Annotated in this window: 22 protein-coding genes; 9 read left to right on the top strand and 13 right to left on the bottom strand. The window is 65.2% G+C overall.

Features of this window, described 5'->3' with window-relative positions:
* Nucleotides 1-101: 101 nt before the first annotated feature.
* The gene (asnB, locus tag MYCSM_RS04140) at nucleotides 102-1,847 is read left to right on the top strand and encodes an asparagine synthase (glutamine-hydrolyzing) (RefSeq protein WP_198344996.1); all 1,746 of its coding nucleotides are present in this window, start codon (nucleotides 102-104) and stop codon (nucleotides 1,845-1,847) included.
* Here the strand turns inward: asnB and MYCSM_RS04135 are convergent.
* A complete protein-coding gene (locus MYCSM_RS04135) occupies nucleotides 1,808-3,154 on the bottom strand; it encodes an MFS transporter (RefSeq protein WP_015304882.1) in 1,347 nt (448 codons plus the stop codon). The two genes, asnB and MYCSM_RS04135, sit on opposite strands and share 40 nt — an antisense overlap.
* 642 nt (nucleotides 3,155-3,796) lie before the next feature.
* Between MYCSM_RS04135 and MYCSM_RS04130 the strand changes: the two genes are divergently transcribed.
* Together MYCSM_RS04130 and MYCSM_RS04125 are read left to right on the top strand one after the other, a co-directional pair.
* Nucleotides 3,797-5,431 carry a fatty acyl-AMP ligase gene (locus MYCSM_RS04130; protein WP_015304881.1) on the top strand — a complete coding sequence of 545 codons (1,635 nt, stop codon included), beginning with the start codon at nucleotides 3,797-3,799 and terminating at the stop codon, nucleotides 5,429-5,431.
* Between the two features lie 37 nt (nucleotides 5,432-5,468).
* Nucleotides 5,469-6,269, top strand: coding sequence for a GAF and ANTAR domain-containing protein (locus MYCSM_RS04125; protein ID WP_015304880.1), 801 nt, complete (start codon nucleotides 5,469-5,471; stop codon nucleotides 6,267-6,269).
* On the opposite strand, the gene MYCSM_RS04120 is transcribed toward MYCSM_RS04125, so the two are convergent.
* The 3 genes from MYCSM_RS04120 to MYCSM_RS04110 are packed head-to-tail and all read right to left on the bottom strand — an operon-like array spanning nucleotide 6,266 to nucleotide 8,991.
* Nucleotides 6,266-7,024, bottom strand: coding sequence for a GAF and ANTAR domain-containing protein (locus MYCSM_RS04120; protein WP_015304879.1), 759 nt, complete (start codon nucleotides 7,022-7,024; stop codon nucleotides 6,266-6,268). The genes MYCSM_RS04125 and MYCSM_RS04120 overlap by 4 nt on opposite strands.
* A 49-nt stretch (nucleotides 7,025-7,073) precedes the next feature.
* Nucleotides 7,074-7,781 (bottom strand): GAF and ANTAR domain-containing protein, encoded by a 708-nt coding sequence (locus MYCSM_RS04115; RefSeq protein ID WP_015304878.1) that lies wholly within the window; start codon nucleotides 7,779-7,781, stop codon nucleotides 7,074-7,076.
* Between the two features lie 55 nt (nucleotides 7,782-7,836).
* Nucleotides 7,837-8,991, bottom strand: a complete 1,155-nt coding sequence (locus tag MYCSM_RS04110) for a glycosyltransferase (RefSeq protein WP_015304877.1) — start codon at nucleotides 8,989-8,991, stop codon at nucleotides 7,837-7,839.
* A 264-nt stretch (nucleotides 8,992-9,255) separates the two neighbouring features.
* Here MYCSM_RS04110 and MYCSM_RS37720 point away from each other — a divergent pair, with 264 nt between their 5' ends.
* Nucleotides 9,256-9,396, top strand: coding sequence for a hypothetical protein (locus MYCSM_RS37720; RefSeq protein WP_198344995.1), 141 nt, complete (start codon nucleotides 9,256-9,258; stop codon nucleotides 9,394-9,396).
* Nucleotides 9,397-9,499: 103 nt separating this feature from the next.
* Here MYCSM_RS37720 and MYCSM_RS04105 read toward each other — a convergent pair whose 3' ends face one another.
* From MYCSM_RS04105 to MYCSM_RS04070, 9 genes are all read right to left on the bottom strand, one after another.
* The gene (locus MYCSM_RS04105) at nucleotides 9,500-10,348 is read right to left on the bottom strand and encodes a transglutaminase-like domain-containing protein (protein ID WP_198344994.1); all 849 of its coding nucleotides are present in this window, start codon (nucleotides 10,346-10,348) and stop codon (nucleotides 9,500-9,502) included.
* Between the two features lie 133 nt (nucleotides 10,349-10,481).
* The gene (locus MYCSM_RS04100; protein WP_015304874.1) at nucleotides 10,482-10,892 is read right to left on the bottom strand and encodes a type II toxin-antitoxin system VapC family toxin; all 411 of its coding nucleotides are present in this window, start codon (nucleotides 10,890-10,892) and stop codon (nucleotides 10,482-10,484) included.
* Nucleotides 10,879-11,109 carry a FitA-like ribbon-helix-helix domain-containing protein gene (locus MYCSM_RS35720; RefSeq protein ID WP_015304873.1) on the bottom strand — a complete coding sequence of 77 codons (231 nt, stop codon included), beginning with the start codon at nucleotides 11,107-11,109 and terminating at the stop codon, nucleotides 10,879-10,881. The genes MYCSM_RS04100 and MYCSM_RS35720 overlap by 14 nt, the downstream gene beginning before the upstream one ends.
* A gap of 318 nt (nucleotides 11,110-11,427) precedes the next feature.
* The gene (locus MYCSM_RS04095; protein ID WP_015304872.1) at nucleotides 11,428-12,246 is read right to left on the bottom strand and encodes a CbtA family protein; all 819 of its coding nucleotides are present in this window, start codon (nucleotides 12,244-12,246) and stop codon (nucleotides 11,428-11,430) included.
* Nucleotides 12,237-12,461 carry a CbtB domain-containing protein gene (locus tag MYCSM_RS04090; protein ID WP_015304871.1) on the bottom strand — a complete coding sequence of 75 codons (225 nt, stop codon included), beginning with the start codon at nucleotides 12,459-12,461 and terminating at the stop codon, nucleotides 12,237-12,239. The genes MYCSM_RS04095 and MYCSM_RS04090 overlap by 10 nt, the downstream gene beginning before the upstream one ends.
* A 9-nt stretch (nucleotides 12,462-12,470) precedes the next feature.
* Nucleotides 12,471-12,794, bottom strand: a complete 324-nt coding sequence (locus MYCSM_RS04085; RefSeq protein WP_015304870.1) for a nitrile hydratase accessory protein — start codon at nucleotides 12,792-12,794, stop codon at nucleotides 12,471-12,473.
* Complete coding sequence (nthA, locus tag MYCSM_RS04080; protein ID WP_015304869.1) at nucleotides 12,791-13,411, bottom strand: nitrile hydratase subunit alpha; 621 nt, start codon at nucleotides 13,409-13,411, stop codon at nucleotides 12,791-12,793. Before nthA ends, MYCSM_RS04085 begins: the two co-directional genes overlap by 4 nt.
* Nucleotides 13,408-14,145 carry a nitrile hydratase subunit beta gene (nthB, locus tag MYCSM_RS04075; protein WP_015304868.1) on the bottom strand — a complete coding sequence of 246 codons (738 nt, stop codon included), beginning with the start codon at nucleotides 14,143-14,145 and terminating at the stop codon, nucleotides 13,408-13,410. The genes nthA and nthB overlap by 4 nt, the downstream gene beginning before the upstream one ends.
* Nucleotides 14,145-14,687 carry a DUF1097 domain-containing protein gene (locus MYCSM_RS04070; RefSeq protein WP_015304867.1) on the bottom strand — a complete coding sequence of 181 codons (543 nt, stop codon included), beginning with the start codon at nucleotides 14,685-14,687 and terminating at the stop codon, nucleotides 14,145-14,147. Before MYCSM_RS04070 ends, nthB begins: the two co-directional genes overlap by 1 nt.
* A 154-nt stretch (nucleotides 14,688-14,841) precedes the next feature.
* On the opposite strand from MYCSM_RS04070, the gene MYCSM_RS04065 reads away from it, so the two are divergent.
* The 5 genes from MYCSM_RS04065 to MYCSM_RS04045 all read left to right on the top strand — a co-directional run bounded on the left by MYCSM_RS04065 (nucleotide 14,842) and on the right by MYCSM_RS04045 (nucleotide 18,578).
* The gene (locus tag MYCSM_RS04065; RefSeq protein WP_015304866.1) at nucleotides 14,842-15,912 is read left to right on the top strand and encodes a GlxA family transcriptional regulator; all 1,071 of its coding nucleotides are present in this window, start codon (nucleotides 14,842-14,844) and stop codon (nucleotides 15,910-15,912) included.
* 163 nt (nucleotides 15,913-16,075) lie between these two features.
* Nucleotides 16,076-16,939: a DUF732 domain-containing protein gene (locus tag MYCSM_RS04060; protein ID WP_015304865.1), complete on the top strand. Its 864-nt coding sequence runs from the start codon at nucleotides 16,076-16,078 to the stop codon at nucleotides 16,937-16,939.
* Between the two features lie 43 nt (nucleotides 16,940-16,982).
* Nucleotides 16,983-17,189 (top strand): hypothetical protein, encoded by a 207-nt coding sequence (locus MYCSM_RS04055; RefSeq protein ID WP_041311294.1) that lies wholly within the window; start codon nucleotides 16,983-16,985, stop codon nucleotides 17,187-17,189.
* Between the two features lie 31 nt (nucleotides 17,190-17,220).
* On the top strand, nucleotides 17,221-17,412 hold the full coding sequence (locus MYCSM_RS04050; protein WP_041311291.1) for a hypothetical protein: 192 nt from the start codon (nucleotides 17,221-17,223) through the stop codon (nucleotides 17,410-17,412).
* A 197-nt stretch (nucleotides 17,413-17,609) separates the two neighbouring features.
* On the top strand, nucleotides 17,610-18,578 hold the full coding sequence (locus MYCSM_RS04045; RefSeq protein WP_015304864.1) for a hypothetical protein: 969 nt from the start codon (nucleotides 17,610-17,612) through the stop codon (nucleotides 18,576-18,578).
* The last annotated feature ends 82 nt before the right edge of the window (nucleotides 18,579-18,660 follow it).

The following is an 18,660-nucleotide window of genomic DNA, read 5'->3' as shown; positions in this document are numbered from 1 at the left end:
GGTCGGCGTCATGGTGGATTGAGCTGTCGTGCCGACGCTCCGAGGTCGGCGCGCGAGTCTGGGGGATGTCGGAGGACACAAAGTGCGGGATTTTCGCCGCAATGACACGTCGCGGCCTATCGGCTGAACAGTGCAATGCGGCGCTCAAGTTTCTGGAGCATCGCGGACCGGACGGCGCGGGCATCTCGATGTCGAGTGACGGGGAGTGGACGCTCGGACACACGCGCCTCTCGATCATCGGTTTGAACAACGGTAGCCAGCCCATGAGCAGCCCCGATGGCGCGGTGCACATGGTGGTCAACGGCGAGTTTCACGGCTACCGCGAGATTCGCGAGCGGCTGCGCGAGGACGGCTATCGCTTCTCCACCGAGAGTGACAGCGAGATTGCGCTGCACCTCTATCACCAGCGAGGCATGCAGGCGGCAGCTCTGCTACGAGGTGAGTTCGCGGCGGTCATTGCCGACGAACGCCAACGTGCGATGTACGCGATTCGCGATCGCTTCGGGGTCAAGCCGCTGTGTTACACGGTGGTGGACAGCGACGTGTTTACGTCGGAGATAAAGGCCTTGTTGGCGCTGGGTGTGCCGGCCGCATGGGATATCGAGGGCGCTATCGGATGTACTGGCAGATCTCACGAGAAAACCGAGTTCGCCGGGATCAGTACAGTGCCGCCGGGCTGCTATGCGATCGCCAGGGACGGCGACGTCCGCATCTATCCCTATTGGGACTGGGAGATGCCGACCGCGGAGCAGATGCGGGCGGACACGCGAAGCGACGTCGAGATCGTCGACGAATTCCGCGAGACGTTGCGCGATGCAGTGCGGCAACGACTTGTCGCCGACGTCGAGGTCGCGTCATATCTAAGTGGTGGCATCGACTCATGCGCCGTGCTCGGACTCGCGCAGCATGAGATGGACCGACCGATCTGGGCATTCACGCTCACGTTTGAGAACCCGCTCTACGACGAGGCCAGCATCGCTGAGGCTCAGGCTAAGCATGTCGGCGCGACGTACCATCGAGTTCCCATCACCGGTCGGGAGATCGCCGAATCATTCGCGGACGCGATTTGGCATGCCGAGACACAGATGTTCAACGGCCACGGCGTGGCCAAGTTTCTGCTCAGCCGTGCAGTGAGGGCCGCGGGTATCAAGGTGGTGTTCACCGGCGAAGGCTCCGACGAAATGCTGGGCGGCTACGCGTATTACCGCGTAGACGCGCTGAATGACAACGCGGCATTGAGTGCCGCCGAGAAATCGGCGCTGCTCGATGTGATGCTCGGCGCAAACGAGACAACTCGCGTTGCTGATACCGGGGCAAGTCAGCAGCACGGAGATGCAAGCAGTGGAGCGCAGATTCGGCTGGCTGCCAGCTACGCTGAATTCGTTGCCGCACAGTCCAACAGCATGACGCCGTTCTTGCGGGACGACCTGCCTGCGTGCGTGCGCGAGTATCAGCCGCTGATCGCCGCGCTGGATCGCTTGCCGCTTACGCAACGTGTCGAGGGCCGCGACCGCCTGAATCAAATGCTCTACGTGAACGCCAAAACGGTGTTGCCGAACTTCATTTACCGGGACACGTTCGCGTCGCAAGCCGCGAAGGACCAGCCGATCTACGACATGAAGAAGGCCGCCCACGGCGCTCGATCAGTTGCTGGACTGCCCGGACGATCAACGCATCGCGGTGGAAGGTGGTCTGCAGCGCGTTGCGAGTGTGATCGTGATGCAAGAGCTGTTTTCCATGGCGTGAGCCACACACACCGACGAGACTGCTGGATCGGCGCGCAGCCTGACCGCAACCGTGCGTCATATCACCGCTGGAAGGCTGAGCCTCGTTCGCGGTCGAGGTAGGTGTCGGACTTGTTCTTCAGGAAAAACACGTAGACGACCAGAGACACTGCAATACAGATGGTCACATACGTTATGAACAGTGGCACTTGGTCGTTGGCCTTCAGCGCCTGATAGATCAGTGGCGCCGTGCCGCCGAAAATCGAGTTCGCCAAGGCGTAGCCGATGCCGACGCCCAGTGCGCGCACGTGTGCGGGGAACAGTTCGGATTTCACCAGCGCGTTGATCGACGTGTATCCCGTGAGGATCACGTAGCTGCCCGCCACGAGGAAGAACGATGTGAGCGGCGAGCGCAGATCGGGCAGGTAGGTGATCAGGAAGTAGGTGTAGAAGAGGCCGCCGACGCCAAAGAAAACGAGCAGCGGCTTGCGGCCGATCTTGTCGCTGAGCAGACCGCCGACCGGTTGCAGACACATCAGGAAGATGAGGCCGATCAGGTTGATCCACGTCGCGGTCATGGAGTGGCCCTTGTAGGCGGTCTTGACCATGGCCGGGGCGTTGACGCTGTAGGTGTAAAACGCGACGGTGCCGCCGAGGGTGATGAGGAAGCACAGCAGCAGCGGCTTCCAGTAGCGGGCGAACAGTTCGCGCAGCGATCCGGCTTGCGGCTCCTCACCGGCCTTCACGCCGGCGATGACTTCCTCGCTTAGCGACTCGTCCATCGTGCGGCGCAGCCAGAACACGACGACGGCGGCGACGCCACCGACGGCAAAGGCTATGCGCCAACCGAATTCACGCACTTGCTCGGTGGTCAGCACGGATTCGATGATCAGCAGCGTGAATTGAGCCAGCACGTGGCCGCCGATCAGCGTGACGTACTGGAACGACGAGAAGAAGCCACGGCGTTCACGGGTAGCGGCCTCAGACATGTAGGTGGCCGAGGTCCCGTACTCGCCGCCGGTGGCGAAGCCCTGGACAAGCCGGGCGATGATCAAGATGACAGCGGCGGCGGCACCGATGCTGTGCCGCGACGGCACAAGCGCGATGAGCATGGAGCAGGCGGCCATCAGCGAGACGCTGACGGTCAGCGCGGCGCGGCGGCCGCTACGGTCGGCGAAGCGGCCGAAGAACCACGAGCCGACTGGTCGCATGACGAAGGTGATCGCGAAGATCGCGTAGACGTAGACAGTCGAGTTCTTCTCCGACTCGTCGAAGAACTGGCCTTCGAAGTACGGCGCGAAAACCGTGTAGACGTAAACGTCGTACCACTCGACCAGATTGCCGAGCGATCCTCGCACGGTGTTCCAAATGGCTCGGCGCGTCGCCGCGGGGCCCGACTGGGGATATGCGGCTTCAGTCGACGTGGTCATCTTCGGTGACGTTAACGGATGTGGCACGGCCGCGGTTCGTCTTCCCGCTGGGAGAGCGCCTTCCATAAGAACTATCAGCGGATACGGGCCAGCGGCTGAGATGGGCAGGCCTACGACGCGACATACAGGTTGTTTGTCACAAATAGAAGCATCAAATCGGTCAGCCGGAAATGTCGACCCGCGGACGGTCTAGGCGGTACGGTCCAAGCGGGTTGATTCTCCAGCCTCGCGGAAACGTCACGGCGGCGATCTGACGTCCCCGCCGAACAGGGTGCCTGTCCCCTGACGTCAGCCGATTTTCGCGGTTGCGCACGTCGCAAGGGGGGTCCCGTGCCTGCTTATTCGGTGTTTATACCGACTTGGGCCGACCTCGGCGCGCGCCGACGATCAGCAGCGGCCGGGTCTGTACAGTCGGTGTGTCTGAAACGCACGGCACCACGCTTCATCCGGGGCGAGGTGACCATCTGGGGTGTACACAGAGGAGACCCGCACCTCCGCACTCATCGTCGGCCCCAGGCAGGGCTGCACGACGGTCGAACCCCAGCGGCTCGCGCATCATCGCCACGCGCAGCGTCCCCAGCGCGCTCGATGACTCGAACTACCTCCACACGGCGTCAAAACGCCTATGTCTAAAGGATTTTCGTGAGCCAATTTACCGAGACGATGTTCACCAACGCGAAATGGAGTATGCGGAGCTTCATCACCGGAGAGCCACATGCACCGATTCGCCAGAGCTGGACCGAAGTTCACCAGCGCGCAGCGCGAGTCGCGGGCGGATTGGCCGCAGCCGGTGTCGGCCACGGCGACGCCATCGCCGTCCTGGCCGGTGCGCCCGTCGAGATCGCGCCTACCGCCCAAGGGATTTGGATGCGCGGTGCCAGTGTGACGATGCTGCATCAGCCGACGCCCCGCACCGACCTGGCGCGCTGGGCCGAGGAGACCACCGCCGTCATCAACATGATTTCGGCGAAGGCCGTTGTCGTCTCCGATCCGTTCATGGCCGCGGCGCCGGTGCTGGCCGAACTCGGCATGGCGGTGCTCACCATCGATGAACTGCTCGCGAGCACGCCTGTCCGACCGGTCAACAGCCACGACGACGACACCGCGCTGATGCAGCTGACATCCGGCTCGACGGGTTCGCCCAAGGCCGTTCAGATCACCCACGCCAACATCGTCGCCAACGCCGAGGCGATGATGGAAGGCTGCGCCTTCGATCTCGACAACGATGTGATCGTGAGCTGGCTGCCGTGCTTCCATGACATGGGCATGACGGGCTACCTCACGGTGCCGATGTACATCGGCGCCGAACTGGTCAAGATCACCCCCATGGACTTTCTGCGGGATACATTGTTGTGGGCCAAGCTGATTGACAAATACCGCGGCACGATGACGGCGGCCCCGAACTTCGCCTACAACCTGTTCGCGAACCGGTTGCGCAAGCAGGCCAAGCCCGGGGAGTACGACCTGTCGTCGTTGCGTTGGGCGTTGTCGGGAGCCGAGCAGGTGGACCCGCTCGACGTGGAGGACCTCTGCGAGGCGGGCGCCCCGTTCGGGCTGCGACCCGAGGCGATCATCCCCGCATACGGCATGGCCGAGACGACGGTGGCCGTGTCGTTCTCCGAATGTGGCGGCGGCATGAAAGTCGACGAGGTGGACGCCGATCTGCTTGCCGTCTTGCGCCGCGCGATCCCGGCGACTCGCGGAAACACCCGGCGGCTGGTCACCCTGGGCCAGCCGCTGAAGGGCATGGAGCTGCGCATCATCGATGACGACGGCGCGGTGCTGGGGCCGCGCGCCGTCGGTGTCATCGAGGTGCGCGGCGAGCCGGTGACCCGGGGATATACCACGGTGGCCGGATTCATCGCGGCGCAGGACGCGAGGGGCTGGTACGACACCGGCGACCTCGGCTACCTGACCGAGACCGGCGATGTCGTCGTGTGCGGGCGCCTCAAGGACGTCATCATCATGGCCGGGCGCAACATCTACCCGACCGACATCGAACGTGCGGCGGGCCGCGTGACCGGGGTGCGCCCGGGGTGTGCGGTCGCGGTGCGGCTGGATGCCGGACTGTCGAGGGAGACCTTCGCAGTCGCGGTGGAGTGCAAGGAATTCGATGATCATGAACAGGTGCGCCGGGTCGAACGCCAGGTAGCCCACGAGGTTTTCGCCGAAGTCGACGTGCGGCCGCGAAACGTCGTCGTGCTGGCGCCCGGCATGATCCCGAAGACGCCATCGGGCAAGCTGCGACGCGCGCACGCGTTGGCGCTCGTCAACTGACATCGCCCTTGCCCGGGCGGGTAAGTTCCTACGCAGGATGGCTGATTACGACGCGCAGCCAGGTCGGGTAACGGCACCACAGCCCGATCTGTCTGCCGCCCAACTCGAAGCCGAGCAGGTCGATCTGCAGGCCGCGCTCGCCGGTGTGGCCGGGATCGTCGCGGGCGCCCGCAGCCTGATCGCGGTCCTCGGCGAAGTGGCCGAGTTCGCGCAGCAGGCCATTCCGGGGGTCGACGGCGCCGGCGTCACGCTGGTCGATGGCGACGACGAATCGATCGAAACATGGGCTGTCACCGCGGAGTTCGTCGAAGACATCGACAAGGCGCAATATCTCGACGTCCAGGAGGGTCCGTGTCTGACATGCATATCGTCGCGGCGGCCCACCGTCAGCGGGTCGCTGGGAAGTGACAGCCGCTGGCCGCACCTCGGTGGCCGAGTGGCCAGGATGGGCGTGCATTCCGCGCTGGCGCTGCCCCTCATCGTGGACGACAAGGTGATCGGCGCCATCAACACCTACGCCTATCGGCGCGACGCGTTCGGTGAGCACGCCGTGCAGCTGGGCACGCAGTTCGCCGGACCAGCGGCGGTATCGGTGTACAACGGGCAGCTGCTCGACAGGGCCCGGGAGCGCACCAATCAGTTGCAGCGGGCCCTTGGCAACCGAGCCGTGATCGATCAGGCGGTCGGGATCATCCGCAGCCGCTCGGGGGCCGACGCGGAGGAGGCGTTCAGTCGGTTGATGCGGCTGAGCCAGGCGCAGAACATCAAGCTGCACATCGTGGCCCAGCGGCTGGTTGACGAGGCGGTGCGGCGCGCGCAGGCCCGCCGACGCACCTAAGACGTTGGGGGCGTTGCGAATTCGGCGATTGCCGCGACGAGCGCGGGTCGCGCGCGGCGGTCGGTCATCAACCGGCGGGCGACAACCGTGAGGTGTTCCCCGTTGGCCCGCGCGTAGGCCCGCAGCACAGTGAAGGCGTCCTCCACCGGCAGATTGAGGGCTTCGCGCAGGAATCCCTTGGCCTGCTCGACGAGCACCCGGCTGGCCAGCGCGGCGCGCAACTGCGGGACGACGGTCGCCCGGGTTGGCGCGTGCTCCCGCAGCAGCGCGACGCTCGCTACGTGGGCGAGGGTCTGCGCAACGAGGCGGTCGGCGGCGGTGAGTTCGCCGGGGCCGGTGCCGAACAGACCGAGCGCGCCGAGGACGAGGCCGGCCGCGCGCATCGGCACGGCGTGCACAGAGGCGAACCCTGCCTGCAGTGCGGCGGGGACGAACCGGGGCCAGCACGCCACTTCCGCCGTCAGGTCGGCGACCCAGACCGGCTGCCCGGTGGCATAGCAGTCGACACACGGGCCCTCGTCGGCCTGCAACTGGAACAGTTCCAATTCATGGGCCTGCTCGGTGGTGGCGGCCAGCAGACGCAGCTGGCCGAGCGGATCGGCGAGCAGGAATCCGGCGGCGGCGACGTCGAGCAGCTGCGCGCAACGCTCAGTGAGTTCCGTGAGTAGGTCCACGGTGTCGAAGTCCTCGAGCAACGTGTCGACGAGGGAGACCACCGCGTCGAGTACGCCGGTTTGGCGAGGGGGTTCAGTCATGATGCCCTCCAATGTGGTCGTGCAGCGGTGGCGATTTGCGGGCCTGTAATCAATGTTCCTCGAGCCTTAGCCCACGGTCGAGGATGTCGCGTGCCACGTCGGTGGCGCTGCGGCCGGTCGCATATGCGTGGGCGCGCAGCCTGACCAGGGCCTCGGCGGGTTCGACCCCGAGTTGCGCCACCAGCATGCCTGTGGCCTGGCTGACCTCGGCGCGCGACAGGGCGTGCAGTTCGGCCCAGGCGTTGCTGTCGGGGTCGCCGAAGGCGCCCTGCATGTCGGGGTCGAGAAGATCGAGCAGCGGGATGCTGGCCAGTTCGGCGGCGGCGATGGCTCCGGCGAAGTGGTCGTCCTCGAGACGCTTGGGCTGGGCACAGAACAGGTCGAGCGCACCGATGTATTCGCCTGCGACCAGGACGGGCATGGCATAGACGCCGCGCACCTTGAGGTCCAGCATGGCGGGGCCGTAGACGGGCCAGCGCGCTTCGTCGGGGTCGGCGAGGTCGACGACGACGACGGGCGCGCGGCGACTGACAGAGTCCAGGCAGGGTCCCTCGCCGAGCATGAACTGGAGTTCGTCGTACTTGCGCGCCGGTTCGCCGCTGGAGCCCAGCGTGCCGGTGTTGGCGCCGTCGAACACCAGTGAGATCGCCGCGGCGTCGACGTCGAAGAGCGTCACGCATGCCTCACAGAGTCGGTCGGCTGCGTCTACCCCACGCTTGCCGTCAACAGCGGCGAGTAGCTGGTCGAAGATCGCCACGTCTACCCGAATCGGAGCCCGGCGCCAATGCGAGGCGGGTGTGGTGGCTGCGCGGTCATGCTCGCGACCGGCGTTCGGCGAGGAGGTGCTGGGCAAGCCGGATATAGGCAGCGGAGACCAAGGGCCATGCCAGCTCCGCTGCCCGGCTGCGCGCCTCGGCGGCCATGGTCCCGGCAACGCGAGGCTGCCGGATGACGGTGCGCAGCGCCGACGCCAGTGAGTCGGTGTCGTCGGGGTCCACGATGATGCCGGCGCCGCTGTCGAGAAGCTCGACGGCGTGCGGAAATCCGGACGCGACGACGGGTCTGCCGTTCGCGATCGCATCGACCAGCACGCCGCAGCTCGCGTGCTCTTCGTCGAAGGGCAGCACGACGACAGCAGCCTGCTGAATCAACGTGGTGAGCATCGGTCCCGAGTAATAGCCGGAATCGAATTTCACCGAATCGGCCACGTCCAGGCGCCGGGCTTGTTCGATACGTGCACTCCTATACGCCTCGCCCTCGGCGGCCAGGACGCGCGGATGAGTGGGACCGGCGACGAGGTACCGGGGCCGCCCAGGCAAATCCTTGAGCAGGGGCATCGCGTCGATGACCTTTTCGATACCTTTGCCAGGACCCAACAGCCCACACGTCAAGATGGTCGGCCTGCTGGGGACCTTCATGCGAGGGGCGTCGGGGACGGCGGCGCCCAGCGGGATCATCGTGACTCTCTGGCGGTCGACCGTGTAGGTCAGGCATAGACGTTGACGCGCCGCCTCGGAGGTGACGACCATGTGGCTGGCGCTGGCCGCGATCGCCTCGAGAATCGAACGTTGTTGTGCCGTAGGTTCTTTCGGAACCGTGTGCGCGATGACGATCGACGGGACACGCAGTCCTTGGAGAATATCGATCAGGTCGTCGCCGTCGATGCAGTCGACGGCGTTCCCGTATTGGATGACCGCGACGTCGGCCTGGTCGAGCAGGTTTCGGCAGGAATCGACCGATGGCGCGGAGCCGTTGAGCGAGACCCCCATTACTCGAGACAGTGACGACAGTTCTCCGTCGGGCACCCAGATGACGTCTGTGTCCGATCCATGCGTGCGCAGCGCGTCGGACAGGCCCATGCTGAACTTCGCCGCCCCGCAGGGCGGTGTTGTTTGAGCGCTGAGAATCCCGAATCGAGCGGTGCGGGAAAGCCATTGCAGCGCAGCAGGAGTCAGCGACTCGACCATGGTTGGAGCGTTCAAGGTGATCCCGACATTAGGTCGGTACCTGCGTATCCGGCGTGAGCGGTTGCTCGGCGCGATCAGCGGTCAAGACGGCTGACACAGCCCGGAGTGGCTGGGTTCCCAACAGCTTTTACGGTACACCCCGGGACCGCCGCGATGAGGCAGGAGTCGCATGTTTGCCCGCGCGTGCATCCACGCACGCGGGGTCGGTGACGTATGGTCGGGGAATCGGGACCAGCCAGGCCCCCACGAAACAAGGGGCCAGCAGTGTCTGACAAGTCTCCGCGGCAAGCCATGACCAAGAAGTCCGGAAAATCTTTGAAAGAGAAACGGGCCGACAAGCACGCCAAGTCCGCAGCCAAACTCGCGGCCTCGGAGTCGATCACTGATCTCAACAAGCGGCGCTGAGTTTCGCTGGCGCCGTTGGCAATACGGGTCAAGACCGCTGTTTAACGTCGGTTCAGCCGGTAAGCGGCCTCTCAGCCGCGGCGATCACGCGGCCGGGAGGCTCCTAGCCGATCGACACCAGTTGGTCGATCGAGTCGTTCGGAAGATCCCCGTCGACGACCGCCATCACCTCCATTTTGGTGAGTTCGATTGCGCCCTTGTGGTTGTCGAGGAACGCGATGTCGGCGGCGTCACGTCCAGTGGCGATGCGCACCAACGACTGGCGCGGCGCCAGCAAGGTCCCGTCGACCACCCGCCACTGCCCGTCGACGAACGCCTCGGCCACCGCATGGAAGTCCATCGGGGACAGCCCCGGCGCGTACACCGAGACGACTCGGGCCGGTATCTTCACGGCCCGCAACAAGGCGACGACCAGATGGGCGTAGTCGCGGCATACACCGGCGCCGGCAAGCAGAGTGTCGACCGCACCGTCGATCGGGTCGCTAGACCCGGGTACGTAGTTGAGCCGAGTGCCGACCCAGGAGGACACCTTTTCCAGCAATGTCGTCGAGTCGGCGTAGTTGCCGAATTCCGTTGCGGCGAAACCGAAGAACTTGTCCGCCTCGGCGTAGCGGCTGGGGCGCAGGTACATCGACAGGTCGTACTCGGTGACGGGCGCGGGGTCGGCTCGCCCGACGATCGCCGCGGCGTATTGCACATGCAGATTGCCGACTGGCACTTCGAGTTTGTGAATGCGGTTGCCGTGCACACCGCTTACCTCCAACGGCTCGACGGTCGAGCCGTTCAAGTCGAACGACAGGGTCTCCGAAACCGAGGCGCCGGGATGCGGTGCGACGGCAATCTGGAACTCCAATGTCGTCGGCGACGTGATTTCGACCTCGAGCTCGGCGGCGACCTCTCGTCTCACTTCAGTCCCTCTCGTCCATCGCACCGTGACTCGGCACCAAGTCATTGACGTACCGTCGATGGACGCGGCGCACATTGCGTCGAGATCAGTCGGTTCAGCGCCCTGATCGCTGTTCACCCGTCGGTGTGCAATCCATCGTATCCGCCGCCGGGGTGAATGGGGCGACTCCACGAAGCCGTCACCGCGCCCGAACACGCCCGGTGATCACCTCGACCTCACATCTGATGCCGGGGGCGTGCGCGAGCCGTGCGTCAGCCGTCACCAATGCGACGTCGAGGGCTTCGGCAAGCGCGACGTAAGCGGCGTCGTATGGAGTCACGCCTCGCCGCAGCTGCCAGATGCGGTCGAGCAGCGGCCGATGAGGCGATCGCTGGAGCGGCAGATTCCGGAGGTCTGAAACGGCGAGGGCGGCTCGGCGAGCGGTCATCAACTTCGCCGCGACATGACGACGCCAGACCGACGTCGCCTCGAGATCGACGATTTCCGGGGCTGCCAACGCTTCGTCCAACAGGCGGACCCGGGCCTGCTCACCGTCGGCCCCGTCATCGCCGAGCGCGACGGCCACCACGCTCGCGTCAACGACGATCACGTTCTGCCCGAAGGTGACTCACCGCATCGGTAAACGGCACCTTGCCACCGCTTCTCGTCGCGACCCGATCGAAAACCTCCTCCAAAGTCGGCTGATTCGCATCGGCGATCAGGCGACTCCGAAGGTATTCCTGCAGGGATTGGTGCGCGCGGGCCGCTCGCTCGCGCAATACGCGATGGGTGTCCTCTGGGACGTCCTTGATCTGCACACTGGGCATGGCGCCATTTTGGCGCCACTAGCGCCACTTTGCAAGTACGCGCGGATGGTACGGTGGCGACATGGCCGCGGCGGATCTATTGCTAGCCCGCATCACTCGAAAAGCGTATCGGTAATCCAGATAGGGCCTCGACACAAATTTGCGATAGAGACCCTCGATCTGCAAACCCCGTAACCTGTAAATTCGCTTCAAACTAGCTGTGCGGAAATGTCATTCGGGCCCACGAACCATCTGGACCCGCCTTCGCCCAGGCGTTTTCGGGGCCGTCGGCGCATTGCGTGCCGCTACAAATAGCCGTTTTGGCCCCGCCAACAGCCCTTAGAGTTGACGCGTCCCAACCGCGAGAGCGTCCTTAGCCGACCTCCGCGGCACAGCGGCGAGGCAAGCCCACGTCACGCCGATCACCATCCACATCAACGCCTGATTCACCAACGAATACAGCCGGAACTCGGCCAGCACCTCGGCCGGAAAGCCGCCCAGCACAAGGCCGTCGGGTCCGCTCAGCGGGCCTGGCACTTCGTGAAAGCTGGGCAGCAGCGCCATCGTGCACAGCATCACCGCGACGTAACCGCCGCACGCAAGAGCTGTCGCGCGCCAGGGACTCCACCGACGCGACCAGGCCAGCCCGGCACTTACCGCGACATACGCACTCACGACGGAGATCACCGTGATCGCCAGGAACGACGAACTTCGCGCTCCGATAGTGTCTTCCAGCCCGACAGTCGGCGGGTTCGCGGGATACTTGAGGCTCGGCACCAACACGATGGCGACAAACATGCCCGCGGCTAACATCAACGCCAGACCGGTCGGATCCGGTGTGATGCCCCGCCGTTCCAACACGGTTCGAATCATGGTGTAGGCGACCGCGAACAGCACACCCATGACGATGCCGAAGACCACGACGCCGACCGCAGCGCCCACGTTCTCTTGCACCGCGCGAGTGAACACCTCATGACCGTGGTCATGATCGCTCCCGGCAAGTTGCGATTCGGCGTGCTCGCGCGCACCCTCGTAGTCCACCGCGGCGCCAATCAGCGGTTCGATCATCACGCGGCTGAAGGCGTATGACACGATGCCTGCCACAGCGCCGGGAACCAGCAAGCGGATAGCAGACGGCATTTCGAGCGTCAGTGACATGGGAATCCGAGAAGGTGCCGGGCGTCGTGCAGGAACTCGTGGATGTGGGTGTCCGAACCGAACACCGACACTGCGCCTTGGTCGTATCCGACGAAGTAGTAGGCGATCAGGGCGAGCATAGTGATGACGGTCAATCGAGCCGGGGTGGCGAGCACTGCGGCCGCCGCTCGCAGGTTGACCCGGGGGACGTCAAAAGCGGGGTTTGCGTTGTTCATCGGAAATCCTCAGCGGTCGTGGTCGTGGTCGTGTGCGCCGGGCAGCGCGTGGTCGCTGGCGTCGGTCAGCACCGGCGCGGTCAGCAGTTCGTGGCGGTCGACGAGCTTCTCGAGCGTCGCGACCCAGTGGTCGTAGTATTCCCATTGCCCGCGTTCGGATTCTGGGGTGCTCTCCCACTCACCGATCGTCGCGATTAGGGTCTCCTGGAATTCGCTCCACGGGTAGTGGCGGAACTCGGACAGCGCGAGCGCCAATCCGAAAGCCCTGCGCTGCCATTCGTGGTCGAAAACCGGGGCCGCCTGATCCGTGGTGCAGGTCTCGTGCAGCTTCATGACTGCTGCCCTGCCAGCGCCACACCGATCATCGACTCTGTCGTCACCAGATTCATCAACATCTCATCAGTGAAATCGTCGGTGCCCGACGGTCTTTCGGGAATGACGAACCACCGCGAGTGGCCGCTGGAGTCCCACACCTTGATCTCGGTGTCGGCGGGTAGGTCAACGCCGACTTCGGCGAGCACCTTGCGCGGCTCGCGGGCCGCGCGTGACCGGAATGTCGGGTCCTTGTACCAGTACGGCGGCAGCCCGAGCACCGGCCACGGGAAACACGAGCACAGCGTGCAGATCACCAGGTTGTGCACGCCGGCGGTGTTGGCCACCGCCTGCAGGTGCTCGCCTTCGGCGCCGGCCATGCCGTCGGGGAAATCCATTTCGGCGATCGCGGCAGGCGTGTCGACCACGATCTTCTCCGCGAATTCCGGATCGGTCCAAGCCTTTACGACGATCTTCTTGCCGTTCAGCGGTGTCATCTCCGTCTCGAAATACGCGAGCACCTTATCGACGGTCTGCGGCGTGATCACACCCTTCTCGATCAGCAGGGACTCCAGTGCGGCCGCTTTCGCCGCGCTGGCCTCCTCGCGATCCGGCGGGTAGGCGAACTGCCCGGTCATGACTCCTCCTCGATCGGTTCCAAATAGGCCTCGAAAAGCTCGGCGTAGAGCATCAGTGGGCCGTCCTCGGCACGCGGACCCCAGATTTCTGAAGGCTCGAACTCGACGATGTAGATCGGCATCGGGTCGCCGATGCCGTCGCCGGTGTGGCAGAAGTAGGCGTAATCGCCCTCGAAGACGCGTTCCACGGTGCCGGTGCGTCCGCGCAGATAGCCCGGCAACCGGCTGTGCGCGTCGGCAGGCACATTGGTTATCCGGACGGTGGACCCGACCGCGAACTTCGGGTGCGCGACGTCGCGACGGGGGCTGTCGCCTTCACGCAGATAGGCGATCACCTGATCGTCGACCGCAGCCTCACCCGAAACGTCTGGCGCCGAAGGGAGTTCGGCGGCGCGTGCGGTGAGTTCCTCTTCGGTCACGTAGCCCTTGTCGATGAAGAACTGCGTGATGCCGCCCAGCCACTTCTCGTAGTAGCGGAATTTGAAGTAGTCGAAGGGGTTCATCGCCTCGGCGCCGGTGCGCAGATCGGCCCACGTCCATTCGTCTTTGAAGGCCGTCGGCACCTCGTCGATCGGATAGGCCGGCAGGGCCGAGCCGAGATGATTCGATAACCCCATCATCGCGACGTGGATGCCGAAGATGCGTTTCTCCCACTCCGCGACGAAGACACGCTTTTCCATCGTCAGCGGTTCGGGTAGGCCTTCCAGGCCGCCGAGATAGTGCTGCAGTTTCATCAGGCAGGGCTTCCTTCCGTCGGCGCGGTCTCGGTTTGGCTAACGCGCTCACCGGCCGTTTTCTTCGTCATGACGGTGGCCAAGTATTCCGAGAGCAGTCCGAAGGACGCCCCGAGCACACAGGCGACGGCGGCGACGAGGCCGGGGTGCGAAATGGTCGTGACGGTGATGTCGTTGCCGGTGCCCGCCACCGTCGACACGGTGGAAGCGAATCCGACGACGACAGCCGGGGTGGTGGACAGCAGCGGCACCCATGACGCCTGCACCATCACCGCGCTGCCCACGCCCACCGCGATGGCGGTGACCAGCAGGCTGCCGCCCATCAGGTAGGCGGCGTACAGGCTGGCCGAGGCGATCACCACGCCGACGAGGTTCGACGACACCGATCGAATCCAGCCCGCGGTCCCGCCGCCGACGAAAAAGAACGACGCCCAAGCCAAGAACACCACCCAGATGGGCACCGTGATGACTTCTGCGGTCAGTGCGACCGCCAGTCCGCCGAGGACGCCGATGCTCAGCGTCGAGGCTGTCCGAGAATCCATGAAAGGAGCTTCAGCTCAGCAGGTTTCGCCGATGTTACGGTTGGAATTCTCGGGCCGTCAGGACCGGACACGATTCGGGCAAATCCGGACGTGCCATCGGCAACGTCGTCGTAACACATGGCCGTTAGCTTGTTTGCACCTTTTAGATGGGGGTGTGACGGTGCCCGACGAGAACAGGCCGCAGCGGCCGGGACAGGCACACAAGACTGTCGTCTTCGCGCTGTATGACAAGGTGACGCTGCAGGACGTGGCCGCGCCACTGGAAATCTTCGCCCGTGCCAACGACTTTGGCGCGCGATACGACGTGATTCTGGCCTCGCTGACCGGTGAAGCCGTCCAGACGACGTCATACGTCACGCTCAATGTCGACACGTGTCTGGCAGAGGTGCCCGACCGGATCGACACGCTGATCGTGCCGGGCGGTGTGCCAGCCGACTTCAATTTCACGCCGGGTGAGCACGACATTCCAGAGGAGCAGACGCCGGACGTGGTCGAGTCGGCGCTGGAGATGGTGCGCGAACTGGCGCCGCGGGCACGCAGGGTGGCGTCGGTGTGCACGGGCGCGTTTGTGCTTGCCGCACTCGGGTTGCTCGACGGGCGCCGCGCGACCACGCATTGGGCGCATTGTCAGGAGTTGGCTCGCGCGTATCCGCACGTGTCGGTGGATCCCGATTCACTGTTCGTTCAGGACGGGCCGTTCATCACGGGCGCGGGCATCAGCGCCGGCATCGACCTCGGCCTGGCGCTGGTGGAAAGCGACTACGGCCCCGACGTGGCAAGACGCGTCGCGCGGTGGATGGTGGTGTTCCTGCAGCGGCCGGGCGGTCAGGCGCAGTTCAGTGTCTGGACCGAGGCGGCTCTGCCGGTATCCAGAGGACTGCGCGAAATCCTGGACTCGGTGGTCTCCGATCCCGGCGCGGACCACTCCATCGCGACCATGGCCGATCGCGCAGCGGTCAGCGAGCGGCATCTGGTGCGCATGTTCCGGGTCCAGGTGGGGATGACGCCGGCACGGTTTGTCGAGCGGGCGCGACTGGAGGCGGCGAAGGTGCTGTTGGCCACCGGAGACAACAGCCAGGAAGCGGTCGCGCGACGGGCTGGCTTCGGCTCTGCGGACACGATGCGACGCACCTTCCGCCGCGCGCTCGGCGTCTCGCCCAGCATGTACCGGAGTCGGTTCCGGACGACGGGTGTGCGGTCGACCGCGCCCGTCGGCGCACGTTGAGACTCGAGTTCTAGTCGCGAACGGGCGCCAAAAAGCAGGGCGAACGGGCGACAATGGCGGTGATGCTCCGCCGCGACGCAAAGGCAGATTCGCTCCAGTCGCCCGACTACCGGTCAGAGGCTGGGGTACTGCCGTGACGGCATGTCCATTTTGCGGTTCAGCTGTGGACAGCAGCGGAGTCTGCGAAAAATGCGGCGCCCCAGGCAAAGACGTCGCCCTGACCGGATGGCGTCCCGACCCGACTGCACGGCACGAAGGCCGGTACTACGTCGCCGGACGTCCCACCAGGCGGGTCCGCAACGGCAGAGCCCAGGCCGACGATCCCGACGGTGGCGCCATGCTGCCCGACTACGTCGATGTGCCCGCGCGAGGCAGGACCAGTATCCGGTCAACCTGGCTGGGCACCGGCGCGGCGGCCGTGGTCATCGTGATGGCGGCCCTGGTGTTTTGGGCGCTGCACGTTCCCCAACGCCGTCATTCACCGCCGCCGGAGGACGTCTACCTGTCCACGCTGCACGATGCCGGACTGGCCGGCCAGTTCAACTCCGACGCCAACGCGGTTGCGCACGGCAAGCAGGTCTGCCGACAACTCGACGACGGTGGCCCGCAACAGGGTCAGGCCGCCGACAAGATCGCCGTCGACATTTTCTGCCCGCGCTTCGCCACCGGCTTCCATGTCCTCGAAAGTGCCACTGTGACAGGTACATTCGTGCTGACCGGTGGCGGCCCAGATGCGGTTGTCAGTTCGATCGCATCAGACAACGGGGCATGTCACGGAGTCAACGGCTACGCCGATATCACCCCCGCCACGCAAGTCGTCGTCCGCAACGGCAAAGGCGAAATTCTGACCGCCACGTCACTTGGGGAGGGCAAGGGCGACGAGACGACATGCACGTTCCTGTTCACCTTCCCCATAACAGAGGGTCAGGACCGATACGTCGTTTCCGTGAGCCACCGCGGGGACTTCATCTACACGTTCGACCAACTCGCCAGTCACGGGATCCATGTCCGCCTCGGCAACCCGTAGCCGCCGCCCACGCCATGTGTGCCGCAAACATAGCCGTGAGGTGATGGACGATGTCATCGGCGGCGACGACGAAGACATCCCTTTTCTCGAGCGCGAGGGACCGCAGACCGTCCGGCAAAGCACCGACCAACGAGAGCAGTTGCGGCGCTTCGCCGTTGGTGTCACCGCGCAGTTGCGCCGCGTCGGCCCCGACAATGCGCTGCTGCGGGACGCGGCCGCGGTCGAACCCCGAAATCGCTTCGCTACGTGACGATCTGAACTTGCGGCAGCGGCGGCAGGCCATGACGACCGTCGCGGAATGGGTGGCCGCCAACGGTCCGTTGCTTGACTCGATGACCGTCGAGGACGCGGCGGCCATCCTGTGGGCGCTCACGAGCAGCGAGGTGTACGCCATGTTCACCGGGCAGTGGCAGTGGAGCAGCGACCAGTACCAGGACTGGCTTCGGCATACCCTCCAGGCGACGCTGCTGTAGCGCTAGGGGGTATCGGCGACTAACGGGATGAAGATCGGCATGGCGTGTCGTTGAAGAAGCCCTGCCAAACGCATTACGGGCGTGACTCATGTCACAGCAGCTGCGGCGTAATTCTGATGCGGGTAGTGGGTAGCCGCATGGGTGAGTGCGGAAAGCACAGTCGTCACACACAACACACTTGAGAGGGCTCATCCACCATGTCTGCACCAGACACCGAAACCAGGCTGCTCGCGCAGCTGCGCACCATGCTCGATCTCACCCATACAGAAATCCAGGTCGCGGAGACGCGCGTCGCGCAGGCCCGCACCGAGGCGGTGCGCAAGGAGCTGTCGCAGAACGCCAACAACGGCCGCATCCGCGCCGAGGCCATTCAGAAGGCGATCAGGAACCTCGGCGGTTTTCCCGACACGATCGGGCCCTTCCTCGGGCGCGCCGCGGCTGCGGTCAAGGCGCTGACCGAGCAGGCGCAGCCGTTCGACGAGGCGCTGCTCGGCGACCTCGCGCTGGAGGACCAGCTGCTCGACCGTGCCCGCTACATCAAGGCGCTCGCCGTCGCGGGCAAGCACACCGACGTGCAGGACCTCGCCGACCGGCTGATCACCGCGCATTCGGCCACGGTCAATTGGCTGACGACTGTGCTGGCCGAAGACGCGCTCGGTGGCCCGGCCGCCCTGCGGCGCACGCCGCTGCAGGCCACCGCGGGCACCGCGATCAAGCTGTTCAATCTGCCGATGTCGTGGTCGGCGCAGTCGGTCGACCGGGCTGTCGAAGCGCTGCGCTCGACCGGCCCGGCGGTCGAGGAGCTGCGGCGTCGCGCCCAGCGGGCCAGTGAAGTGACGCTCAAGGCACTGGGCGCTTCGCGCGATGCGGCGCTACAGCGTGCGGAAGAGGTCGTCCGCGACGAAGGCGCAGGCAAGGCCGCCGACGCGCTGCACTCCGCCCGTGCCGCCGGCGGGGTGCTCGACGCCTCCGAGTTGCCGATCCCGGACTACGACGAACTGACGGTCGCCGACGCGGTCGCGGAGGTCAAGGAGCTCACCGATCCGAGCGACGTCCGCGCGATCGTGGCCTACGAGGAGGCGCACAAGAATCGTGCGCGCGTCGTGTCGGCCGCCCAGACGCGGCTTGCTGATATCGCTCAAGAAGTGGTCGGTATCAGCACCTAGCCGCCCGGATGCCCGCCTGTGAGCGAATGTCGCTGACAGGCGGGCATTTTCATGTCCCATCCAAAGGCGTCGCTGCTCCGAA

Origin of the sequence: Mycobacterium sp. JS623, from assembly GCF_000328565.1 — a bacterium.
GTDB lineage: Bacteria > Actinomycetota > Actinomycetes > Mycobacteriales > Mycobacteriaceae > Mycobacterium.
Note: the sequence above shows the minus strand (reverse complement) of the source record. Positions and strands in the feature narration are given on the sequence as shown.